19 protein-coding genes are annotated in these 21,817 nt (G+C 70.2%); 9 read left to right on the top strand and 10 right to left on the bottom strand.

What is annotated here, in order from left to right; translation table 11 throughout:
- Window positions 1–43: 43 nt before the first annotated feature.
- Window positions 44–658 (top strand): ANTAR domain-containing response regulator, encoded by a 615-nt coding sequence (locus tag ACM26Y_RS13890; protein ID WP_003937895.1) that lies wholly within the window; start codon window positions 44–46, stop codon window positions 656–658.
- A gap of 155 nt (window positions 659–813) precedes the next feature.
- Complete coding sequence (locus ACM26Y_RS13885; RefSeq protein ID WP_003937896.1) at window positions 814–2,139, top strand: ABC transporter substrate-binding protein; 1,326 nt, start codon at window positions 814–816, stop codon at window positions 2,137–2,139.
- Between the two features lie 53 nt (window positions 2,140–2,192).
- Here the strand turns inward: ACM26Y_RS13885 and ACM26Y_RS13880 are convergent, their stop codons facing one another.
- Genes ACM26Y_RS13880 through ACM26Y_RS13865 form a run of 4 tightly spaced genes read right to left on the bottom strand, consistent with a single transcriptional unit; the run spans window position 2,193 to window position 6,379 of the window.
- On the bottom strand, window positions 2,193–3,017 hold the full coding sequence (locus ACM26Y_RS13880; RefSeq protein WP_003937897.1) for an ABC transporter ATP-binding protein: 825 nt from the start codon (window positions 3,015–3,017) through the stop codon (window positions 2,193–2,195).
- Complete coding sequence (locus ACM26Y_RS13875) at window positions 3,014–4,054, bottom strand: ATP-binding cassette domain-containing protein (protein WP_054374839.1); 1,041 nt, start codon at window positions 4,052–4,054, stop codon at window positions 3,014–3,016. The genes ACM26Y_RS13880 and ACM26Y_RS13875 overlap by 4 nt, the downstream gene beginning before the upstream one ends.
- The gene (locus tag ACM26Y_RS13870) at window positions 4,047–5,036 is read right to left on the bottom strand and encodes a branched-chain amino acid ABC transporter permease (protein ID WP_040783286.1); all 990 of its coding nucleotides are present in this window, start codon (window positions 5,034–5,036) and stop codon (window positions 4,047–4,049) included. The genes ACM26Y_RS13875 and ACM26Y_RS13870 overlap by 8 nt, the downstream gene beginning before the upstream one ends.
- Window positions 5,037–5,041: 5 nt before the next feature.
- The gene (locus ACM26Y_RS13865; protein WP_289379720.1) at window positions 5,042–6,379 is read right to left on the bottom strand and encodes a branched-chain amino acid ABC transporter permease; all 1,338 of its coding nucleotides are present in this window, start codon (window positions 6,377–6,379) and stop codon (window positions 5,042–5,044) included.
- A 271-nt stretch (window positions 6,380–6,650) separates the two neighbouring features.
- Between ACM26Y_RS13865 and polA the strand changes: the two genes are divergently transcribed.
- Window positions 6,651–9,374 (top strand): DNA polymerase I, encoded by a 2,724-nt coding sequence (gene polA / locus ACM26Y_RS13860; protein ID WP_416061191.1) that lies wholly within the window; start codon window positions 6,651–6,653, stop codon window positions 9,372–9,374.
- A 64-nt stretch (window positions 9,375–9,438) separates the two neighbouring features.
- On the opposite strand, the gene trxA is transcribed toward polA, so the two are convergent.
- Window positions 9,439–9,816 (bottom strand): thioredoxin, encoded by a 378-nt coding sequence (gene trxA, locus ACM26Y_RS13855; protein WP_054374837.1) that lies wholly within the window; start codon window positions 9,814–9,816, stop codon window positions 9,439–9,441.
- A 111-nt stretch (window positions 9,817–9,927) separates the two neighbouring features.
- Entirely contained in the window at window positions 9,928–10,935 is a 1,008-nt protein-coding gene (locus tag ACM26Y_RS13850) for a GlxA family transcriptional regulator (RefSeq protein ID WP_289379682.1), read from the bottom strand.
- A 42-nt stretch (window positions 10,936–10,977) separates the two neighbouring features.
- Between ACM26Y_RS13850 and ACM26Y_RS13845 the strand changes: the two genes are divergently transcribed.
- Complete coding sequence (locus ACM26Y_RS13845) at window positions 10,978–11,145, top strand: hypothetical protein (protein WP_416061190.1); 168 nt, start codon at window positions 10,978–10,980, stop codon at window positions 11,143–11,145.
- A gap of 28 nt (window positions 11,146–11,173) precedes the next feature.
- On the opposite strand, the gene ACM26Y_RS13840 is transcribed toward ACM26Y_RS13845, so the two are convergent.
- Window positions 11,174–11,692, bottom strand: a complete 519-nt coding sequence (locus ACM26Y_RS13840; protein ID WP_003937905.1) for a 2'-5' RNA ligase family protein — start codon at window positions 11,690–11,692, stop codon at window positions 11,174–11,176.
- A gap of 19 nt (window positions 11,693–11,711) precedes the next feature.
- Here ACM26Y_RS13840 and ACM26Y_RS13835 point away from each other — a divergent pair, with 19 nt between their 5' ends.
- From ACM26Y_RS13835 to ACM26Y_RS13820, 4 genes are all read left to right on the top strand, one after another.
- Window positions 11,712–12,806: an isocitrate/isopropylmalate dehydrogenase family protein gene (locus ACM26Y_RS13835; RefSeq protein WP_416061189.1), complete on the top strand. Its 1,095-nt coding sequence runs from the start codon at window positions 11,712–11,714 to the stop codon at window positions 12,804–12,806.
- A 188-nt stretch (window positions 12,807–12,994) separates the two neighbouring features.
- Window positions 12,995–13,858, top strand: coding sequence for an ABC transporter substrate-binding protein (locus ACM26Y_RS13830; RefSeq protein WP_040783291.1), 864 nt, complete (start codon window positions 12,995–12,997; stop codon window positions 13,856–13,858).
- Window positions 13,859–13,872: 14 nt separating this feature from the next.
- Entirely contained in the window at window positions 13,873–14,859 is a 987-nt protein-coding gene (locus ACM26Y_RS13825; RefSeq protein WP_003937908.1) for an amino acid ABC transporter permease, read from the top strand.
- On the top strand, window positions 14,856–15,617 hold the full coding sequence (locus tag ACM26Y_RS13820; RefSeq protein WP_003937909.1) for an amino acid ABC transporter ATP-binding protein: 762 nt from the start codon (window positions 14,856–14,858) through the stop codon (window positions 15,615–15,617). The genes ACM26Y_RS13825 and ACM26Y_RS13820 overlap by 4 nt, the downstream gene beginning before the upstream one ends.
- 14 nt (window positions 15,618–15,631) lie before the next feature.
- Here the strand turns inward: ACM26Y_RS13820 and ACM26Y_RS13815 are convergent, their stop codons facing one another.
- The 3 genes from ACM26Y_RS13815 to ACM26Y_RS13805 all read right to left on the bottom strand — a co-directional run bounded on the left by ACM26Y_RS13815 (window position 15,632) and on the right by ACM26Y_RS13805 (window position 20,126).
- Complete coding sequence (locus ACM26Y_RS13815; RefSeq protein ID WP_416061188.1) at window positions 15,632–18,427, bottom strand: AMP-binding protein; 2,796 nt, start codon at window positions 18,425–18,427, stop codon at window positions 15,632–15,634.
- Between the two features lie 99 nt (window positions 18,428–18,526).
- Complete coding sequence (locus ACM26Y_RS13810; protein WP_416061187.1) at window positions 18,527–19,210, bottom strand: TMEM175 family protein; 684 nt, start codon at window positions 19,208–19,210, stop codon at window positions 18,527–18,529.
- 67 nt (window positions 19,211–19,277) lie between these two features.
- Entirely contained in the window at window positions 19,278–20,126 is an 849-nt protein-coding gene (locus ACM26Y_RS13805) for a class I SAM-dependent methyltransferase (protein ID WP_003937912.1), read from the bottom strand.
- Window positions 20,127–20,347: 221 nt separating this feature from the next.
- On the opposite strand from ACM26Y_RS13805, the gene rpsA reads away from it, so the two are divergent.
- The gene (rpsA, locus tag ACM26Y_RS13800) at window positions 20,348–21,811 is read left to right on the top strand and encodes a 30S ribosomal protein S1 (RefSeq protein WP_003937913.1); all 1,464 of its coding nucleotides are present in this window, start codon (window positions 20,348–20,350) and stop codon (window positions 21,809–21,811) included.
- Window positions 21,812–21,817: the final 6 nt, after the last annotated feature.

Here is a 21,817-nt window from a genome sequence, read left to right as displayed (position 1 = left end):
CCCCCTCCACGGGGGCCGCCCGAGCGACAGGAGATGGCCGACGATGACAGCCGCCCCGCACGAGAATCCCGCTCAGCCGCGGCGCGTCGTAGTAGCCGAGGACGAGGCGCTGATCAGGCTCGATCTGGTGGAGATGCTCCGCGAGGAAGGCTACGAGGTCGTCGGGGAGGCCGGTGACGGGCAGCGGGCGGTCGAACTGGCCGAGCAACTGAAGCCCGACCTGGTCATCATGGACGTGAAGATGCCCCGGCGCGACGGTATCGACGCCGCCTCGGAGATCGCCGCCCGGCGCATCGCCCCTGTGGTCATTCTCACGGCGTTCAGCCAACGTGAACTCGTCGAACGCGCCCGCGACGCCGGCGCCATGGCGTACCTCGTCAAGCCGTTCTCCAAGACCGATCTCGTTCCGGCGATCGAGGTGGCGGCGAGCCGGTTCGCGGAGATCCGTGAACTCGAGCGCGAGGTGGCGGGGCTGACCGAGCGGTTCGAGACCCGCAAGCTCGTCGACCGTGCCAAGGGACTGCTCATGGACAAGCACGCGATGACCGAGCCCGAGGCGTTCCGCTGGATCCAGCGGGCGGCGATGGACCGGCGCACCACGATGAAGCACGTCGCCGAGGTGGTCATCGAGACGCTGGGCGGCGCCGCGGCGGGATGACGGAGCTCCCCGTTACGCCGGTGTCAATTCTTCGATAACGGTCGCGTCACAAGGATTTCGCCCGGGTTCGCGGAACGCGCGGGGCGGATAGGTTTCTGGCCACGTCCCGGTGACGTATCCGGAGACGGTGTGCATGCCGACCGAAGGAGAGTTGGATGGCCAGACGGACCTTCGTCCGCGCCGCTGCGGTGTTCGGAGCAGCGTCTCTCGCCCTTGCGGGGTGTAGCTCGGACAGCGACGATTCCGCCACGAGCGGTTCCGGTGACGGCGCGGCGTCGGCGACGACCGTGACCACCGACTGCGAACCCGCGCAGGCGACCGCCGGGGCCACCCCGGTGACGACACCCCTCAAGATCGGCACCCTGCTCCCCGAGACCGGCAGCCTCGCCTTCCTCGGACCCCCGGAGGTTGCGGCGGTACGGCTCGCGGTGGACGACGTGAACGCCGCCGGCGGTGTGCTGAACCAGCCGGTGGAACTGATCACCGGCGACTCGGGCGACACCACGACCGACACGGCGAACGCCACGGTGGACCGGGAGCTCGCGGCAGGCACCCAGGTGATCGTGGGCGCCGCGTCGTCGTCGGTGTCGTTGAAGGTGATCGACAAGATCACCAGCGCCGGGGTGGTGATGTTCTCGCCGGCGAACACCTCCGACCAGTTCGTGTGCTACCCGGACAAGGGGCTGTACTTCCGTACCGCCCCCACCGACGTGTTGCAGGCCCAGGCACTGGCACAGCTGATCTCGGACGACGGCGCCCAGCGGGTGTCGATCATCGCGCTCAACGACCCGTACGGCACCGGCCTGGCCACCAACACCCAGAACAACCTCGTCGAGGCCGGCGTGCCGGAGGACCAGATCCAGAAGATCATCTACGATCCCAACGCGCAGTCCTTCAACGCCGAGGTCGACCAGATCAAGGACTTCGGTCCCGACGCCGTGGCGCTCATCGGGTTCGAGGAGTCCGCGAAGATCCTCACCCGCATGCACGAGGTGGGTATCGGGCCGTCCGACGGCATGCTCGTCTACGGCGTGGACGGAAACATGGGCAATGCCCTCGGTGAGGCCGTCGCGCCCGGGCTGCTGGACACGATGAGTGGTACCACGCCGCTCACCGACGTCGGACCGGACTTCCAGAACCGGCTCCGGGCGCTCGATCCCGCGCTGATCGACTTCAACTATGCCGGCGAGTCCTACGACGCCGTGGTGATCTCGGCGCTCGCTGCGGAACAGGCCGGTTCCACCGCCGGCGTGGACATCGCCGCGAACATCAACAGCGTCACCGAGGGCGGCACGACGTGCACCAGCTACCAGCAGTGCGTCGATCTGCTGCGCGGGGGCCAGGACATCGACTACGACGGGGTCACCGGCCGGCTCGAGTTCACCGATGCCGGCGAGCCCGGGATCGGGTCGTACGGGCACCTGGTGTTCGGACCGGACAACACGCTCACCACGGAGGACTACATCGTGGTCGGTGGGTGACGACGAGCCGGTGGGCGGGCCGGGAACCGGATCGGTTCCCGGCCCGCCCACCGTCAGTTGCGCTTCTGCTCCCGGCTGCCGGCGAGCGTCCCGAGGTACAGCTCGACGACCTTCGGGTCGTGCATGAGGTTCGGTCCGGTGTCGGTGTAGGCGTTGCGGCCCTGGTCGAGCACGTAGCCGCGGTCGCAGATCTGCAGGCACCGGCGTGCGTTTTGTTCCACCATGATGATCGACACCCCCGCGGCGTTGATCTTCTTGCAGCGGATGAACACCTCGTCCTGGAACATCGGCGACAGGCCGGCCGACGGTTCGTCGAGCAGCAGCACGGACGGATCCATCATCAGCGCCCGGCCCATCGCCACCATCTGCCGCTCACCGCCGGACAGGGCCCCGGCTTTGACCTTGCGGCGCTCACCGAGGAGCGGGAACAACTCCGCGACGAACGCGAACCGTTGTTCGAATTGCTTGGGCCGCAGATAGATTCCCATCTCGAGGTTCTCCTCGATGGTCAGTGACGGGAACACGTTGCGGGTCTGCGGCACGTAGCCGAGCCCCTTGCGCACCAGGACGTGGGCCGGAGCGGCGGTGATGTCGTCGCCGCGCAGTGTCACCGTGCCGCGTCGCACGGGGATCAACCCGAACAGCGCTTTGAGCAGGGTCGACTTGCCGGCACCGTTGGGTCCGATGATGCCGACGATCTCGCCGTCGCGGAGGTAGAAGTTGCAGCCGCGCAGAATGTCGACGCCGGGGAAGTACCCGGCGACGATGTCGTCGGCGCGCACCAGTGCCCCCTCGGCGAGGCGGGCGTGTTCCTCGGCGGTGGCCGCGCGCTCGGCCGCGGTCGTCGGCGCCGGTTCGGGGGGCGGTGTCTCGCTCACGGCTTCTCCTGCGTCGGAGGCTCGGTACCGGGCTGAGGCCGTCCGGTCGCGTCGGGCAGGTCGCCGAGGACGGTGGCGTCCGGTTCGGACAGGTCACCGCCGGTCTCGAGGGTGTGCGCCTCGGCCTCCTCCATGGCCACGGCGAGCGCGGCCGTGGCGCCGACCGGGTTGCCCTCGTCGTCGAACTCGAGCACCTGGTCGTGGTGGCTGCCGAGGTAGGCGTCGACGACGGCCGGATTCGAGGACAGCTGCTCCGGCGGGGCCTCGGCGATCACCGATCCCTGCGCCATCACCACCACCCAGTCGGAGATGTCGCGGATGACGTCCATGTCGTGCTCGACGAACACGACGGTCGTGCCGTCGTCGCGCAGAGTCTTGATGTGCCCGAGGAGGGTCTGCGTCAGCGCGGGATTGACCCCGGCCATCGGCTCGTCGAGCATGACCACCGCCGGGTCCGTCATCAGAGCCCGGGCCATCTCGAGGAGCTTGCGCTGCCCACCGGACAGGGAGCCGGCCAGGTCGTCGGCCTTCGTGTCGAGGGCGAACCGCGCCAGCATCTCGTGGGCCCGTTCGGTGACGGCACGTTCCTGCCGGTGCCACGTCCACGGCAGCAACGCTGCGAGCATCCGTTCCCCCCGCTGGCCCCTCGCGCCGAGCCGCACATTGTCCAGCACGGTCATCTTCGACAGCGCCTTGGTGAGCTGGAACGTCCGCACGATCCCGCGGCGCGCGAGCTGGTGCGGATGCAGACGTCCGAGCGACGCCCCGTCCATGCTCCAGGTCCCCGTGTCGGGTCGGTCGAAGCCGGTGAGCAGGTTGAACAGCGTGGTCTTGCCGGCGCCGTTCGGCCCGATCAGCCCGGTGATGCAGCCGCGCTGGATCTCGAGGTGCGCCACGTCGACCGCCCGGAGGCCGCCGAAGGTTCGGGAGAGCCGGTCCACCACGAGGACCGGATCCGGTTTGGCTGCGCCGGGCTCGCGGGCCACGGAGTCGAACAGGGCGGAACGCTGTGCCGCGGGCAGGGTCGCGTCAGGCATCGAGCTGCACCTCCCGCTTGTTGCCGAGGATGCCCTGGGGCCGGAACACCATCATGACTGCGATGAGCACGCCGAGGAGGATGTAGCGCATCGCGCCGACCTGCTGCTCGGACAGGGCCAGCAGCGGGTCCGGACCCGAGATGGCTTGGCGCAGCAGGGCATCGGGAATGGTGAGCAGGAACCAGAACAGCATCGCGCCGAGGACGGGGCCGAACACGGTGGCGGCGCCCCCGAGGATCAGGGCGCCGAAGGCGAAGAACGTCTGGGCGGTGGAGTAGAAGTCGGGGTTGATCGACTTGGTCTGCAGCGCGTTGAAGATGCCGCCGAGCCCGCCGATCATGCCACCGAGCACCAGCGCCTGCATCTTGTACACGAACACGTTCTTGCCGAGTGACCGGGCGGCGTCCTCGTCCTCGCGGACGGCCTTGAGCACTCGCCCCCACGGGCTGTGGCTGAGCAGGTACACCAGACCGCACAGGGCCAGCACCAGGGACCAGCCCACGACCATCGCCCACAGGTCGTCGCCGTAGAACCGCATCCCGAGCAGCGAGTACTGCCGCCCGGAGTCGAACGGGCTGAGCTCGGTGAACGGTCCGGCGAATCCGAACAGCCCGTTGGTCGAGCCGGTCACCGGATCCGATGCGGTGGAGCGGAACACCAGCCGCAGGATCTCGGAGGCGGCAATGGTGACGATGGCGAGGTAGTCGGCGCGCAACCGCAGGGTGGGGATGCCCAGCACCAGTGCCAGCAGGGCCGCCGCGGCCAGGCCGACCAGGATGCCCAGCCACAGGGGCTGGTCGTAGGTGACGGTCATGATCCCCACGCCGTACCCGCCGAGCAGGGCGAATCCGATCTGGCCGAAGTTGAGCAGTCCGGCGTACCCGAAGTGCAGATTCAGCCCGATGGCGAGCAGCGCGTAGAAGATCGCCGACGGCCCGATCAACTGGGCGAACGAAACCTGGAGAACGGCAACGAGGTCCACGGCGCTCACCCCACCCTGGCCCGGCTGCCGAGAATGCCCTGTGGACGGACCACGAGGACGACGATCAACACGAGCAGGCCACCGATGTACTTCAGGTCGGGGTTGATGATCAGCGTCGACAACTGCACGAGCAGACCGACGATCACGCAACCCAGCAACGCCCCGTACGCGGTGCCCAGCCCGCCGAGGGTGATCCCGGCGAACATCAGCAGCAACAACTTGAAGCCCATCTCCCACTGCACACGACCGCCGAGCTCGGACAGGCCGAACAACACCCCACCGAGGGCCGCGAGTCCACCGCCGAGCCCCCACACGAACCGGACGACGCGTTCGACGTCGATGCCCGAGGCCGCCGCCAGATCCCGGTTGTCCGCCACCGCCCGCATGGCCTTGCCGATGCGGGTGCGCTGGACGAGCAGGGCCACCCCGACGAGCACGACGAGGCTGACCACGATGCACGCCAGGTTCACCGGGGTGATCGCGATCGGACCCCATTCCAGCTGTCGCTGGCCCTGGTAGTCGGCGAAAGCCTCGGCCCGGTCGGAGAACAGCGCGAGGATCAGGTAGCGCAACGAGATCGCGAGGCCGATCGACACGACGAGCTGGGCGATCAGGCCGGTGCGCCGGCGCCGCAGGGGCGCCCAGATCAGCCCGTTGTTGAGCAGGCCGATGACGATGCCCACCCCGATCGCGAGCAGCGTCGCGGGGATCAGCTGGATGCCCAGGCTCACGTTGAAGATCCACGCGGCCACCGCGCCGAGGGTCACGAGCTCCCCGTGCGCGAAGTTCGTCAGGCCGGTGGTGCCGAAGATCAGACTCAACCCGACCCCGGCGATCGCGATCACCAGGCCGAACCGGAGTCCGTCGACGACGGTGCGGATCAACGTCTCCCACCCGGAGGTGCCGAACCCGGAACGCGACTCGCCGAACGAGAAGATGACGGTGTTGGCCCGGCCGGCAACGACGTCGCGCTGCACGGTGCCCTGCACGCTGACCTCGTCGGGAAGGGACTGCTCGTCCACTTCGAACGTGTAGGTGCCGGGGGGCACGGTCATCGCCCAGCGGCCGTCGGCCGCCGAGGTCGCTTCGGCGACTTCGGCGCCCGTGGTGTCGCGGGCCCGGACCGTGACCCCGCCGAGGCGTTCTCCGGCGTTGTTGAGACTGCCGCTGACCCGCACCCCCTCGCTCGGCTGCGGAGCGGTGGTGGCCGGTGCCGGGGGTGGCGTGGGCTCCTGTGCCAGGGCGGTCCCGGCTCCGAGACCGGCGAGCGCGAGCAGCAGCAGGAGTATCGGGGCGAGCCGAGGAACCGGCAATCGCTCCCGGAGCGGCACGAATGGGGCCACGCAGGTCCTCCGGATCACGTCGGGGTCGTCGTGCGCGCCGCCGGGGCACCGGCGTCGTGGAACCGGACTTTAGCGGCTGCAACCGCATTCCACGGCGCTCTGCGATTTCCGCCGCGTATCTGTTCTGTTTCGCCGCGCCGCACTGTTCTGTTTCGCCGCGCCGCACTGTTCTGTTTCGCCGCGCCGCACTGTTCTGTTTCGCCGCGCCGCGCCGGGGACACCGGGCGCGGTGGGTCCGGGTTGTCCGAGCCGGTCCCTAGACTGAGGAACCGTGACTCGCGCATCGACCTCCTCCGCACCCGCCGCCGCCGGCGGCGACCGACCGACCCTGTTGCTGCTCGACGGGCATTCCCTGGCGTTCCGCGCGTACTACGCCCTGCCGGCGGAGAACTTCAAGACCCACAGCGGGCAGACCACCAACGCGGTGTACGGGTTCACCTCGATGCTCATCAACCTGCTGCGCGACGAGCAGCCCACCCACGTCGCCGCCGCGTTCGACGTCAACCGCGACACGTTCCGGGCGACGGCCTACCCCGAGTACAAGGCCAACCGCAGCTCCGCGCCCGACGAGTTCCGCGGTCAGATCGACATCACCAAGGACGTGCTCGAGGCCCTGGGCATCCCGGTGATGGCCGAGGCCGGTTTCGAGGCCGACGACATCATCGCGACCCTGGCCACGCAGGCCGCAGCCCAGGGGTATCGGGTGCTCGTCGTCACCGGCGACCGGGACTCCCTGCAACTGGTCACCGACGACGTCACCGTCCTGTATCCCCGGCGCGGAGTGTCGGACCTGACCCGGTTCACGCCGGCGGCGGTGGAGGAGAAGTACGGGTTGACCCCGCAGCAGTACCCCGACTTCGCGGCGCTGCGCGGGGATCCGAGCGACAATCTGCCGTCGATCCCGGGCGTGGGGGAGAAGACCGCCGCCAAGTGGATCCGCGAGTTCGGCAGTCTCACCGATCTCGTCGACCGCGTCGACGAGGTCCGCGGAAAGACCGGCGACGCCCTGCGGGCGCACCTGTCGAGCGTGCTGCTCAACCGTCAGCTCACCGAGATGGTGCGGGACATGACCCTGCCCTACACCCCCGACCAGCTGGCTCTGGCCCCCTGGGACCGCGACCGCATCCACCGGCTGTTCGACGACCTCGAATTCAAGGTGCTGCGCGATCGGCTGTTCGCGACGCTCAGCTCGGTCGAACCCGAGGCCGAGGAAGGTTTCGAGGTGCGCGGCGGTGTGCTCGAGCCGGGCACGCTCCCCGGGTGGCTGGCCGAGCACGCCGGGCCGGGTGCGCGGCACGGGATCACCGTGCTCGGCTCCTGCGTTCCGTACGGCGGTGACGCCACGGCCGTGGCGATCGCGGCGGCCGACGGCGAGGGGGCGTACGTGGACACCACGACCCTCACCCCCGAGGACGAGACGGCACTGACCGGCTGGCTGGCCGACGCGGCGGTGCCGAAGGCGCTGCACGAGGCGAAGGCCGCTCTGCACGCACTGCGGGGCCGCGGCTGGACGTTGGCCGGGGTCACCAGCGACACCGCCCTCGCGGCGTACCTGGTGCGTCCCGGGCAGCGCAGCTTCAACCTCGACGACCTGTCCCTGCGCTACCTCAAGCGGGAACTGCGGGTCGAGGAGTCGGGGGAGCAGCAGCTCTCGCTGCTCGACGACGCCGACGCCGCGGACGCGAAGGTCGCCGAGTCGGCGATTCTGCAGGCCCGGGCGGTGGTGGATCTCGCCGCGGCGCTGGACACCGAACTCGAAGGGATCGAGTCCACCGCCCTGCTGACCGACATGGAACTGCCTTTGCTGGGGGTGCTCGCCGACCTCGAGGCGACCGGCATCGCGGTCGAGGCCGAACGGTTGGAGGACCTGCAGTCCGGCTTCGTCGCGGACGTCGCGGCCGCCGCGGCGGCCGCGTACGACGTGATCGGCAAGCAGATCAACCTCGGATCACCGAAGCAACTGCAGGTGGTGCTGTTCGACGAGCTGGACATGCCCAAGACGAAGAAGACCAAGACCGGGTACACCACCGACGCCGAGGCGCTGCAGAACCTGTTCGAACAGACCGGGCACCCGTTCCTCGAACATCTGCTCGCCCACCGGGAAGCGATGAAGATGAAGACCACGGTCGACGGTCTGGTCAAGTCCATCGCCGACGACGGCCGCATCCACACCACCTTCAACCAGACCGTGGCGGCCACCGGCCGGCTGTCCTCGACCGAGCCGAATCTGCAGAACATCCCGGTGCGTACGGAGGCGGGCCGGCACATCCGCGACGCGTTCGTCGTCGGCCCCGGCTACGACCTGCTGCTCACCGCGGACTACAGCCAGATCGAGATGCGGATCATGGCGCACCTGTCCGGGGACGAGGGCCTGATCGAGGCGTTCAACACCGGTGAGGACCTGCACAGTTTCGTCGGTTCCCGGGCCTTCGGGGTGCCGATCGAGGAGGTCACCCCGGAACTGCGGCGGCGGGTCAAGGCGATGTCGTACGGCCTGGCGTACGGGCTCAGCGCGTACGGGCTGGCGCAGCAACTGAAGATCTCCACCGACGAGGCCCGCGAACAGATGGAGGCGTACTTCAACCGCTTCGGCGGCGTGCGCGACTACCTGCACGCCGTCGTCGAACAGGCCCGCAAGGACGGCTACACCTCCACCCTCTACGGGCGCCGCCGCTACCTGCCGGACCTGAACAGCGACAACCGGCAGCGCCGCGAGGTCGCCGAACGCGCCGCACTCAACGCCCCGATCCAGGGCACCGCCGCCGACATCATCAAGGTCGCGATGATCGACGTGCAGACGGCCCTGCGCGAGGCCGGCCTGCGTTCGCGCATGCTCCTGCAGGTGCACGACGAGCTGGTGCTCGAGGTGACCGCCGACGAGCGCGAACAGGTGCAGCAGCTGGTGCGGGACAAGATGGCCTCGGTCATCGACCTGTCCGTCCCGCTGGACGTCTCGGTCGGGTTCGGACGCAGCTGGGACGCCGCCGCGCACTGACTCCGGCACCGGCAGGCGCACGTCCCGTCGCCCGGTGGCGGCGGGACGTGCGCCCGGGACGGCGCTAGCCCTGGTTCTGGTTCTGGTTCTGCTCGGCGATCTGCCGGCGTACCTCGTCCATGTCGAGAGCCTTGACCTGGGTCACGAGGTCCTCGAGCGCGGCCGGCGGGAGGGCCCCGGCCTGGTTGAACACGAGGATGCCTTCCCGGAACGCCATGATCGTGGGGATGGACCGGATGTTCGCCGCCGCCGCGATGCCCTGTTCGGCTTCGGTGTCGACCTTGGCGTGCACGACGTCCGGGTGCTTCTCCGAGGACGACTCGAACGTGGGGGCGAAGGAGCGGCACGGCCCGCACCACGAGGCCCAGAAGTCGACGAGGACCACGTCGTTACCGGTGATGATGTCGTCGAAGTTCTGCTGGGTGAGAGTCTGGGTGGCCACAGGGATCCTTTCGGTCGGGTACTGATCGCGTCAACGTCACGTCGCGACCGTTTCTTCCCCCGGGTACCCGCTCCGGGCGGGGATACCCGCCGCGCGCCGACACCGGGCAGGTCACCGTACGAGGCCGGGGCCGGCGCGGAACGTGCGACGGTAGGTGTGCGGCGTGGTGCGGCGCAGACGCAGGAAGTGCTGCCGCAGGACCGCGGCTGTCCCGAACCCGACGCGGTCGGCGACCGCGTCGACGGGCAGGTCCGTGCTCTCGAGCAATCGCTGGGCGGCGAGGACCCGTTGATCGCGCAACCAGCGGGCAGGCGTCGTCCCGGTCTCGGCCAGGAACCGCCGCGCGAACGTGCGCGCCGACATGTGGGCCCGCGCGGCGAGCGCCGCCACCGGTAGATCCTCGTCGAGATGACCTGCCATCCAGTCCAGCAGCGGGGCGAGCGTCGCGGCCGGTGCCGTGGGCAGCGGCGCGGCCACGTACTGGGCCTGCCCGCCGTCGCGGTGCGGCGGGACCACCATGCGGCGCGCGATCCCGTTGGCCACGGCGGAACCGTGCTCCTTGCGGACGATGTGCAGGCACAGGTCGATACCGGCGGCGGTACCGGCGCTGGTGAACACCGGATCGTCGTCGACGTAGAGCACATCCGGATCGACCTTCGCGGACGGGAAGCGTGCGGCCAGCTGCGCCGCGTGACGCCAGTGGGTGGTGCAGCGGCGATCGTCGAGCAGGCCGGCCGCGCCCAGCACGAAGGCGCCCGTGCACAGGCTCGCGACCCGCGCGCCGCGCTCCACCGCGGCGCGCAGTTTGGCGAACAGGGGCTCGAGATCGGCGACGTCGCCGCCGGCGCCGCACACGAACGACTCGTCGCGGTCGGCGCTCCCGGTGCCGCCGGCCGGAACCACGATCAGATCCGCGTCGTCGAGGCGATCGAGGTCGTAGGGGACGTCGATCGTGTACCCGAATCGGGTGGTGACCGGCCGGGGGCTGCCTGCGACGAGGCCGAAGTCGTACACGGGCAACCCGTCGTCGGATCGGTCGAACCCGAACACCTCACAGGCGACACCGAGTTCGAAGGCCTCGGTGCGGGGGAGCAGCGGCACGACCACCGTCGTCAGCATGTCCGCCAGTCTGCCACCGGATTGGCCGGAAAACGACGCTACATGTCGTTCCTGCCGCTGTCGGTCGGGGCGCCCGTGGACGAGGCTGAAGCCATGACCGTCCTCCTGCTCGTCCTCGTCGTCTTCGTGGTGCTCGACGCCCTGGCGCTGACCGGCCGGACTCCCGACACCCACCGCGAGTGCACCCAGTTCGGCGACTACCGCGTCTGACCCGGCGCCGTCCCACCACGCCGTGCCCTCACACCACCCGCCACTCGCGTCGCGCCTCGCCGTCCCATCGGCGGATGCCCGCCGTCACACCCGTCAACTCGCGGCTGCCGGCGCGGGTCGCCGCCAGCGCCGAGCCGAGCCGGCCCGGCGGCACCCGGCGGGCCAGGGTCACGTGCGGAGTCCACTCGCCGGGCCGGGTGTGCGGCGGTACACCGGGACACCCGTCGACCAGCTCGAACACCGCCCGCTGCAGCTCGAGCAGCTCGGCGGTCGGCACCACCAGCCGTGCCACCGTCGCGGTACGCGAGCCGAACAGCACCATGCCCCCGAGCCGCACCGGCAACGGCACCCCCGCGATCCGCTCCCGCATCGCCCCCTCCACGCCCGGCGGAATCGAAGCGGCGACCGCCAGCGTGATGTGCGGGCGGTTCGATTCGGACCGGTTGCGGGCCTGGCTGGCCAGCCCCACGTCCAGCAAACGCGCCCATTCCTCCCGGACGGCCTGATCCAGGCGGTCGTCGAGGAGCAGTTCCACCGACTGCACCATGGTGGGTAATGATTGCCCTATGACCGACGCCGTCGCAATCCCCGCCCCGCACCGCATCGGACTGCTCGAAGGCGACGGCATCGGGCACGAGATCGTCCCGGCCACCCGCCGCGTGGTCGACGCCGCCGTCGCCGCCGCCCACGGCCCGCAGATCGACTGGGTCCCGCTCCCGCTCGGAGCCGATGCGATCGCCACCCACGGCACCCCCACCCCCGAATCCACCCTCGACGCCCTCGCCGGTCTGAGTGCGTGGATCCTCGGACCGCACGACAGCGCGGCCTATCCCGACCCGTTCCGCGGCCGGCTCACCCCGGGCGGACAGATCCGCAAGCGGTTCGACCTCTACGCCAACATCCGCCCCGCCCGCGCCCTGCCCGGCGTCCGCGCCGTGTCACCGCACATGGACCTCGTCATCGTGCGGGAGAACACCGAAGGGCTCTACGCCGACCGCAACATGGCCGTCGGCAGCGGGGAATTCATGCCCACCCCCGACGTCGCGCTCGCCGTCGGCGTCGTCACCCGGGCCGCCACCGAACGCATCGCCCACACCGCCTTCCGGCTCGCCGCACGTCGTCGCCAACGCCTCACGATCGTGCACAAAGCCAACGTGCTGTCCCTGACCACCGGCCTGTTCCGGGACGTGTGCCGAGAGGTCGGCGCCCAGTATCCGTCGGTCGCAGTGGACGACGAGCACGTCGACGCCATGGCCGCCCACCTCGTCCGCCACGGCGGCGACTACGACGTCGTCGTGACCGAGAACATGTTCGGCGACATCCTCTCCGACCTCGCGGGCGAGCTGTCCGGCTCGCTCGGCACCGCGGCGTCGATCAACGCCTCCGACACCCAGGCCATGGCGCAGGCCGCCCACGGGGCGGCCCCCGACATCGCCGGACGCAACCGCGCCAATCCCACGGCCCTCATCCTGTCCGCCGCGATGCTCCTCGACCGGCTCGGCACCGTCCACGACGTACCCGGGTTCGCCGCCGCCGCCCGCCGGATCGAGCACGCCGTCGCCGCGACCGTCGAGGCCGGCGTGGCTACCGCCGACCTCGGGGGACTCGCCTCCACCGCGGAATTCACCGAGACCGTCGTCGCCCGTACGCTGCGCCGCTGAGCCCGAGCCCCACCCCGCCCGGCCGGCTCGACCCGCCGGGGCGCCGCACCACCGGCACCACCGAGCCCCTCGACACCGGCTCCGGTGCGCGATGGTTTCCGCAATCGGGGTCCGTCGATGGATACTGTGCGGTTGTGAACGAACCAGCACGTACCGGACCGACCGGCCGCCGGCGCCTCGTCGCGGGGATGCTCGGTGCGCTGCTGACGGCCGCGGTCCTGTCCGGCTGCGTCGTCAACACCGAGTCGACCGTGCCGCCCGGTGACCCGGTCGGCACCGACCGGGTCGACGCGATCGCCGACCAGCTCCCGGCGACCGTCGCCGCGACCGGCGAGCTGAAGGTGGGCGTCAACGTTCCCTACGCCCCGAACGAGTTCAAGGACGACGACGGCCGCATCGTCGGTTTCGCGGTCGAACTCGTCGAGGCCCTCGGCGACGTCCTCGGCGTGCGCCCGGTATTCAACGAATCCGACTTCGACCGCATCATCCCGGCCGTGCAGGCGGGCACGTTCGACATGGGCTCGTCGTCGTTCACCGACACCAAGGAACGCGAGCAGTCCGTCGACTTCGTCACCTACTACAGCGCCGGCGTGCAATGGGCCCAACGCGTCGGCGACGACGTCGACCCCGACAACGCGTGCGGGCTGCGCGTCGCGGTGCAGACCACCACCTACGAGGACATCGACGAGGTGCCCGCCAAGAGCGAAGCCTGCGTCGCCGCGGGCAGACCCCCGATCGACAAGGTCAAGTACGACAGCCAGGACGAGGCCACCAACGCCCTGATCCTCGGCCGCGTCGACGCCCTCTCGGCCGACTCGCCGATCACCGCGTACGCGATCGCCCGCAGCGACGGCCGCCTCGAGACCGCCGGACCGGTATTCGACGCCGCCCCCTACGGCTTCGTCGTCGCGAAGGGCTCGCCGCTCGGACCGGTGCTGCAACAGGCGATGCAGCATCTCATCGACTCCGGCGTCTACGCGCAGATCGCGCAGCGGTGGGGCATGGAAGAAGGAACCATCGACACCGCGCAGATCAACGCGGCGACGAGCTGACCGAAAGGGGTGCGATGAGCGACCGCCCGACCTCCGTCACCGGACCGGAACCGCAGACCGAACCGGAAACCATCGAGGCCGTGCCGCTGCGCCGGCCGGGCCGCTGGATCGCCGGCATCGTCGTCGCCGTGCTGCTGGCGCTGTTCCTCTACGGCGCCGCCACCAACGAGGCCTACCGGTGGGACGTGTACGCGCAGTACCTGTTCGACCGGCGCATCACCGCAGCGGCCTGGAAGACCGTGCAGCTGACCGTGCTGGCGATGCTGCTCGCCGTCCTGCTCGGCGTGCTCCTCGCGGTCATGCGCCTGTCCCCGAACCCGGTGCTCAAGACCGTCTCCTGGGTGTACCTGTGGATCTTCCGCGGCACCCCCGTCTACGTGCAGCTGGTGTTCTGGGGCCTGTTCCCCTCGATCTACAAGCAGCTCGACCTCGGCATCCCGTTCGTGCACCAGTTCGTGCACATCGACCTGCAGGGCATCAACGCGGCCTTCCTGTTCGCCGTGATCGGACTCGGGCTCAACGAGGCCGCCTACATGGCCGAGATCGTGCGCGCCGGGATCGGCTCGGTCCCCGAAGGCCAGACGGAGGCCTCGGTGGCGCTCGGCATGTCGTGGTCGCAGACCATCCGCCGCACGGTCCTGCCGCAGGCGATGCGGGTGATCATCCCGCCGACGGGCAACGAGCTCATCAGCATGCTCAAGACCACCTCCCTGGTCGCGGCGGTGCCGTACAGCCTCGAGCTCTACGGCCGCGCCCGCGACATCTCCGGCGCCAACTTCCAGCCCATCCCGCTGCTGCTCGTCGCCGCCACCTGGTACCTGGCCATCACCAGCCTGCTCATGGTGGGGCAGTACTTCCTCGAACGGCACTACTCGAAGGGCCTGAGCCGCCAGCTCACGACGCGGCAGTTGCAGGCCCTCGCCGACGCGCAGGGCAAGCCCGTGCCCGTCGAGCCCGGCGCCGCGCAGGCACCCGACATCCCCGGAGGAGAACGTCGATGACGCCCATGGTCCAGGCCGACCGGGTCTACAAGAGCTACGGCGCCCTGCGGGTGCTCAACGGCATGTCCCTCGAGGTGCCCGACGGCACCGTCGCCTGCCTGATCGGACCCTCCGGATCCGGCAAGTCCACCTTCCTGCGCTGCATCAACCACCTCGAGAACATCGACGCCGGCCGCCTGCACGTCGACGGCCACTTCGTCGGCTACGCCGAACGCGGCGGCAAGCTCTACGAGCTGAGCCCGCGCGCGGCGGCCAGGCAGCGCCGTGAGATCGGCATGGTCTTCCAGCACTTCAACCTGTTCCCGCACCGCACGGCCCTCGAGAACGTCATCGAGGCGCCCATGCTGGTGAAGAAGATGCGTCGCCCCGACGCCGTCGCACTGGCGCGGGACCTGCTCGACAAGGTCGGGCTCGCGGCCAAAGCCGACGCCTACCCGGCCCAGCTCTCCGGCGGCCAGCAGCAACGCGTCGCCATCGCCCGCGCCCTGGCCATGGAACCCAAGCTCATGCTCTTCGACGAACCCACCTCCGCCCTGGACCCCGAACTCGTCGGCGAGGTGCTGGCGGTCATGCGGGACCTCGCCGCCGGCGGGATGACGATGATGGTGGTCACCCACGAGATGGGCTTCGCCCGAGAGGTCGCCGACCAATTGGTGTTCATGGACGGCGGCGTGGTCGTCGAGGCCGGCCCGCCGCAGGAGCTGCTGCGCAATCCCCAGCACGAACGGACCAAGACGTTCCTGTCCAAGCTGCTCTAGCGCCGGGGCCCCGCTCAGCGGCCCCCGTCGGGCTCTCCACAATGTGCGGCGATCACGGCCCGCGCCGCCCGCTCGAGCGCCACGGCGGCGTCCCAACTGTCACCGGACGGCAGGATCGGCGCGCCGACGACCAGGTGGACCGCTCCGCGGTGGATGATCCTGCCGTGGTCGGGCCACATCATCGCGCGGGTACCGGTGATCGCGACCGGGACCACCGGAAGACCCGCCCGCGCAGCGATCACGAACGCGCCCAGACGGAAGGACCGCAGCCCCGGGACCGGTGAGAGTGCACCCTCGGGGAACACCACCAGACGACCCCCGGCACGGGCCGCCTCGACCAACCGGTCCGCGTCGGCGACGCTCTGCTCGCGCTCGGTGCGCTCGACGAACCGCGTACCGACTCGCCGCAGGAGGAACCCGATGAACGGTTTGCGCTCGAAGACCTCACCGGCGACGAACGTGTAGCTGCCCGGCAGGACCGCCGACATCGCGATGGCGTCCAGGAAGCTGGCGTGGTTGGCGACCACCACACAGTCCGGCAACCGCGCGAGATACTCGGTGCCGTGCGCGGTCACCGGGGTGCGGGTCAGGCGGGCGAGCGCGCGCGCGGCCCGGCCCGCGGCCGCGCGGCGCGCCGGAAGCCGAGGCAGCACCGCCACGGCGATCAGGGTCGGCAGGCCGACCACGACGACCGTCGTCCAGCACCACAGGGCGAACGCCCCGGTCCGGACGAGGTGGACCGCGCGCCGCAGGCTCGGGACCGCACCGCGGACGGCGAACCGTGTCAGTTGCCACCACACCGGCCGGGGCCGGGCCCGCATGTCGCCCTGCTCGTAGCGTTCCCGGGTGGCCGACCGGCGGATCTTGCCGCTCGAGGTCTTGCGCACCGTTCCGGGCGGGGCGAGCACGATGTCGTCCGGCGGGGTTCCGAGCAGGTCCACCGCGGCCCCGGCGATGCGTTCGCGGAGCCGGTCGAGGACGGCCGCCCCGGTCTCGCGCGTCTCAGCCAGGACGACCAGGCGCTCGGTGCCGCCGGACTGCGCGGTGGTCGCGAACACCGCCACGCAGCCCTTCCGGATGCCGGGGATCTCGCCCACCACCCGCTCCAGTTCCTCCGGGTGCAGGTTGCGGCCCGCCCGGATGACGAGGTCCTTGATGCGACCGGTGACGTACAGTTCGCCGCCGTCGAGGTAGCCGAGGTCGCCGGTGTCGAGCCATCCGTGCCGCGACAGCGCCCGGCTCGCCGGCGGATTGCGGTAGTACCCGGCGGTGGCGGAGGGGCCGCGGAACTCGATCCGGCCCTCGCGCCGGTCGCCCAGCACGTTCGAAGCCGAGTCGACCACCCGGATCCGGTGCCCCGGGAGTGGCCGGCCGCACGCGACGAAACGCAACGGATTCGGATCCTCGTCACCGGCAGGCACCGCGCGGCCCGTCCGCAGGAAACGCTCGCGGTCGACCCGGTCGATCACCGGGCCCCGCCCGACGGGCGGGAAGGTGAGTCCGACGCACGCTTCCGCCAGCCCGTACACCGGGGCCATGGCCTCGCGGCGGAGCCCGTAGGCGGCGAACCGGTCGCAGAACCGGAGCACGGTGTCCGCATTCACGGCTTCGGCACCGTTGAACAGCATGCGCAGCGAGCCGAGATCGAGCCCGTCGACGTCGGCGTCGCCGATTCGGCGCAGGCACAACTCGTAGGCGAAGTTCGGCGCCGCCGACAGGGTCCCGTGCTGGGTGTGGATCGCCCACAACCACCGCTCCGGGCGGGCGAGGAACTCCAGCGGCGACATCACCGCCACCGGCACCGCGAAGTACAGGCCGGACAACCACACGCCGATCAGCCCCATGTCGTGGTAGAGGGGCAGCCAGCTGACGAAGACGTCGGAGGTGGAGACCTCGGCGGCCGTGCCCATCGCCCGGATGTCGGCCAGCAAGTTCGCATGGGTGAGGGTCACGCCCTTGGGATCACCCGTGCTGCCGGAGGTGTACTGCAGCAGGGCGATGTCGCCGGCGGCGCGTGCGGCGCCGGCCGCCTCGCCGTACCCGGTCAGTTCCCCCGGGGTCACGACGTGGCGCACCGTCGGCACCTGGCCGGCCGTCAACCGGGCCAGGCCGGCGGCCTCCGGATCGGTGACCAGCACACGGACCCGGGCATTGTCGAGGATGCGTACCTGGCGGCGCAGGTGTTCGGCGAGCTGGGACGGACGTGCCGGCGGGTAGACCGGGACGGGGACACCGCCGGCCAGGAGCACGCCGGTGAACGTCGTGAAGTACTCCCGGCCCGTGGGCAGCATCAGACCGACCGCGTCACCGGGGCGCAGATCGCGGGCGAGCAGCGCGGCGGACACGGTAGCGGCCGCCGAGTAGAGCTCGCCGTAGCCGATCTCGCTCCGGTGTCCCTCGGTGAGGATGCGCAGATGGACACGATCCGGATGGGTGCGGGCGTGCCAGGAGAGCGCCTCGGTCAGGGTTGCGGTCGCGTCCGGGGTCCGTTCGGCGGGTCCCGGCGCGGCCCGCCGTGCGGGCACCGGGCCGCGGCGCTCTCGCGCGGGTGCGCGGTGCACCGCGCCCAGCAGCTGACGCGGGGTGCTCACGGTGCCGAGCGCCTCGCGGGGCAGGCGCACCGCGAAGACCTCCTCGACACGGGAGAACAGTTCGGTGACGGCGAGGCTGTCGAGCCCGAGATCCCGATCGAAGACGCTGTCGAGCCGCGTGCCGGCGGCGCGATCGATCGTGTACCGCTCGGCCACCAGGTCGCGGACCACCGACAGCAGCAGGGCATCGTCCTGCCCCGAGATCGTAGGCTCGCTCACTGTCGTCTCGCCGCCTGTGGGAGGGACCGATCGTCCTGCTGCCCAACATAGGCGCCGGTGCGGGCGACGAGAAGGGCCGAAGGCCCCCGGCCGGTCGGTTCAGCCCCGCCCGGTGCCCGCTCGGTGCCGGCGGACCCGGAGAACCCGGAACGGCTCGGCGAGCAGGACCACGGCGGCCGCGAGATAGAACGCCACCGCGAGCTGCGGCAGAAACGCCGCCAGCACGGTCGAGGCGGCCATGAGCACCGCCGCCGACCACCGCTCGCGGGCCAGCGTCGGCAGTTCGGCGCGGCCCGCCTCGTCGGTGAGATCGGCGGCACGCACGGCGTAGACGATCAGCACGTTGCTCATCAGGATCGCCAGGGTCAGGTTCAGACCGAACGCCACCGTCGCCGGTCGGCGTGCCGCGTCGGCCAGATGGGTCGCCATCAGGCTGGTGGTGAACGGCAGGAAGGACACGAACAGCAGCAGCAACAGATTCAGGCGCAGGAAGACCGCGTCGGCCGCCCGCAGCACGCGGGTGAGGTTGATGTGCTCGACCCACACCCCACCGATGAAGGCGAAGCTGACCAGATATCCCAGGAAAGACGGCCATTCGGCCCGCAGGTCCTCGAACAGCCGGGATGCCGATTCGGGGACGTCGAGTTCGAGGACGAGAAGCGTGATGACGATTGCGAAGACTCCGTCGGAGAACGCGTCGAGCCGCGTGGTGGGCAGCAGCCGACCGCCGTGTCGCGTGCCGTGGTGTGCGCGCGATGCGCCGGAATCGTCCTCGGGCGTCACTCCCCGACCTTGACACAGGCGGCTCCGGCGCAACGGACGATCGGAAGGGAGCGGCGTTCGCAGCCGGTCAGTCCGGTTTGCGGCTGCAGAAGATCGCGGTGCCGGGGAACAGCTCCCCCCGCAGCGGGCTCCACTGGCCCCACTCCCGGTCGAGCCCCTCCGGCCATTCCGGTTCGACGATGTCGCGGATCTCGAGGCCGGCCGCGACGAGTTCGCGAACCCGGTCGCCGATGGTGCGGTGATGCTCGACGTAGGTGGGAACCCCGTCCTCGTCGACCTCCACGTACGGGGTGCGATCGAAGTAGGGCAGCATCGCGGTCAGTCCGCGTTCGCCCGGGTCGTCCGGGAAGATCCAGCGGATCGGATGGTTGACCGCGAACACCCAGACCCCGCCCGGGCGCAGCACCCGCGCGACCTCCCGCATGACCCGTGCCGAGTCGGCGACGAACGGTACGGCACCGAATGCCGAGCACACGATGTCGAAGCTCTCGTCCGCGAAGGGCAGATCCTCCGCGCCGGCCTGGACGAGCGGCACCCGCGGCCCGCCGCGGTCCATCGCGACCTGCCCGCGGGAGAGCATCCCCATGGAGATGTCCAGACCCACCGCCCGGGCACCCCGCCCGGCGAGCCAGCGGGCGCACGGCGCCGAACCGCAGCCGACCTCGAGGACGTCCCTGCCGGACACGTCGCCGAGCAGGTGGACATCGCCCTCGTGCAGCCCCTCCGGGCACCACACGAACTCGCCCTCCGCCGAGTCCACGCCGAGGAACTCGCCGTGGGTGCGGTGGTAGTCCGCGGCGTCGGCGTCCCACCAGGTGCGGCTCGCACGTTCGCTGTCCCTGGTGCCGAGGCGGGCCCGACCTGCGCGGGTCGTTCCCAGGACGGACTGGGCGTGGGCGTGACGGTCGTCGGACATGTCGTTCAGGGTAGAGCCGCCGGACGAGCGGGACCGGCCCGGGTTTGCCCAGCTAGCACCGGGACGCGTAGCCTGAGGGTCGCGAGTGTCCGCCCGTGGCCCGACAGGATCCGGCGCGGTCGCCCGCGGCGGGGTGTGCGCGGCGTTCGCGCGGCGCGCGGTCCGCTCGTCCGACCGAACTTCATCAACCGACTACCAACCCGTCCGGAGCAACTCAACACATGCCCTCCACCACCGTCACCTCGCCGCAGGTAGCCGTCAACGACATCGGCTCCGCCGAGGATTTTCTCGCCGCCATCGACGCCACGATCAAGTACTTCAACGATGGCGACATCGTGGAAGGCACCATCGTCAAGGTTGATCGCGACGAGGTGCTGCTCGACATCGGTTACAAGACCGAAGGCGTCATTCCGTCCCGTGAGCTCTCCATCAAGCACGACGTCGACCCCAACGAGGTCGTCTCCGTCGGCGACGAGGTCGAGGCCCTGGTTCTCACCAAGGAGGACAAGGAAGGCCGCCTGATCCTGTCGAAGAAGCGTGCGCAGTACGAGCGCGCGTGGGGCACGATCGAGGAGCTCAAGGAGAAGGACGAGGCCGTCAAGGGCACCGTCATCGAGGTCGTCAAGGGCGGCCTGATCCTCGACATCGGCCTGCGTGGCTTCCTGCCCGCGTCGCTCGTCGAGATGCGTCGCGTCCGCGATCTGCAGCCGTACGTCGGCAAGGAGATCGAGGCCAAGATCATCGAGCTCGACAAGAACCGCAACAATGTGGTCCTGTCGCGTCGCGCCTGGCTCGAGCAGACCCAGTCCGAGGTCCGCAGCGAGTTCCTGCACCAGCTCCAGAAGGGCCAGGTCCGCAAGGGCGTCGTGTCCTCCATCGTCAACTTCGGCGCGTTCGTCGATCTGGGCGGGGTGGACGGTCTGGTGCACGTCTCCGAGCTGTCCTGGAAGCACATCGACCACCCGTCCGAGGTCGTCGAGGTCGGCAACGAGGTCACCGTCGAGGTTCTCGACGTCGATCTGGACCGCGAGCGCGTGTCGCTCTCGCTCAAGGCCACCCAGGAAGACCCGTGGCGTCAGTTCGCCCGGACCCACGCGATCGGCCAGATCGTCCCCGGCAAGGTCACCAAGCTGGTTCCGTTCGGCGCGTTCGTGCGCGTCGAGGAGGGCATCGAGGGCCTGGTGCACATCTCCGAGCTGGCCGAGCGCCACGTGGAGGTTCCGGACCAGGTCGTGGCCGTCGGCGACGACGCGATGGTCAAGGTCATCGACATCGACCTCGAGCGTCGCCGCATCTCGCTGTCGCTGAAGCAGGCGAACGAGGACTACAACGCCGAGTTCGACCCGTCGAAGTACGGCATGGCCGACAGCTACGACGAGCAGGGCAACTACATCTTCCCCGAGGGCTTCGACCCCGAGACCAACGAGTGGCTCGAGGGCTTCGAGAAGCAGCGCGAGGAGTGGGAGTCCCGCTACGCGGAGGCCGAGCGTCGCCACAAGATGCACACCGCTCAGATCGAGAAGATGGCTGCCGACGAGGCCGCCGAGGCTGCCGCGGGTGTCTCCGGCACCAACTACTCGTCCGAGACGGGTGCAGAGACCGGCGCCGCCGAGTCGACCGGCGGTTCGCTCGCCAGCGACGCGCAGCTTGCCGCCCTGCGCGAGAAGCTGTCCGGCAACGCCTGACACGTT

Source organism: Rhodococcus indonesiensis (assembly GCF_047782815.1).
GTDB lineage: Bacteria > Actinomycetota > Actinomycetes > Mycobacteriales > Mycobacteriaceae > Rhodococcus > Rhodococcus indonesiensis.
The sequence above is the reverse complement of the archived record's forward strand: the minus strand, read 5'-3'. Positions and strand labels throughout refer to the sequence as shown.

Excerpts from the sequence above, each read along its gene's own strand:
- ACM26Y_RS13835 (WP_416061189.1), top strand. The coding sequence starts at position 11,712 with ATGACCGACGCCGTCGCAATCCCCGCCCCGCACCGCATCGGACTGCTC.
- ACM26Y_RS13830 (WP_040783291.1), top strand. The coding sequence starts at position 12,995 with ATGCTCGGTGCGCTGCTGACGGCCGCGGTCCTGTCCGGCTGCGTCGTC.
- ACM26Y_RS13850 (WP_289379682.1), bottom strand. The coding sequence starts at position 10,935 with ATGCTGACGACGGTGGTCGTGCCGCTGCTCCCCCGCACCGAGGCCTTC.
- ACM26Y_RS13875 (WP_054374839.1), bottom strand. The coding sequence starts at position 4,054 with ATGCCTGACGCGACCCTGCCCGCGGCACAGCGTTCCGCCCTGTTCGAC.
- ACM26Y_RS13845 (WP_416061190.1), top strand. The coding sequence starts at position 10,978 with ATGTCGTTCCTGCCGCTGTCGGTCGGGGCGCCCGTGGACGAGGCTGAA.
- ACM26Y_RS13820 (WP_003937909.1), top strand. The coding sequence starts at position 14,856 with ATGACGCCCATGGTCCAGGCCGACCGGGTCTACAAGAGCTACGGCGCC.
- ACM26Y_RS13825 (WP_003937908.1), top strand. The coding sequence starts at position 13,873 with ATGAGCGACCGCCCGACCTCCGTCACCGGACCGGAACCGCAGACCGAA.
- ACM26Y_RS13890 (WP_003937895.1), top strand. The coding sequence starts at position 44 with ATGACAGCCGCCCCGCACGAGAATCCCGCTCAGCCGCGGCGCGTCGTA.
- ACM26Y_RS13805 (WP_003937912.1), bottom strand. The coding sequence starts at position 20,126 with ATGTCCGACGACCGTCACGCCCACGCCCAGTCCGTCCTGGGAACGACC.
- ACM26Y_RS13885 (WP_003937896.1), top strand. The coding sequence starts at position 814 with ATGGCCAGACGGACCTTCGTCCGCGCCGCTGCGGTGTTCGGAGCAGCG.
- ACM26Y_RS13840 (WP_003937905.1), bottom strand. The coding sequence starts at position 11,692 with ATGGTGCAGTCGGTGGAACTGCTCCTCGACGACCGCCTGGATCAGGCC.
- rpsA (WP_003937913.1), top strand. The coding sequence starts at position 20,348 with ATGCCCTCCACCACCGTCACCTCGCCGCAGGTAGCCGTCAACGACATC.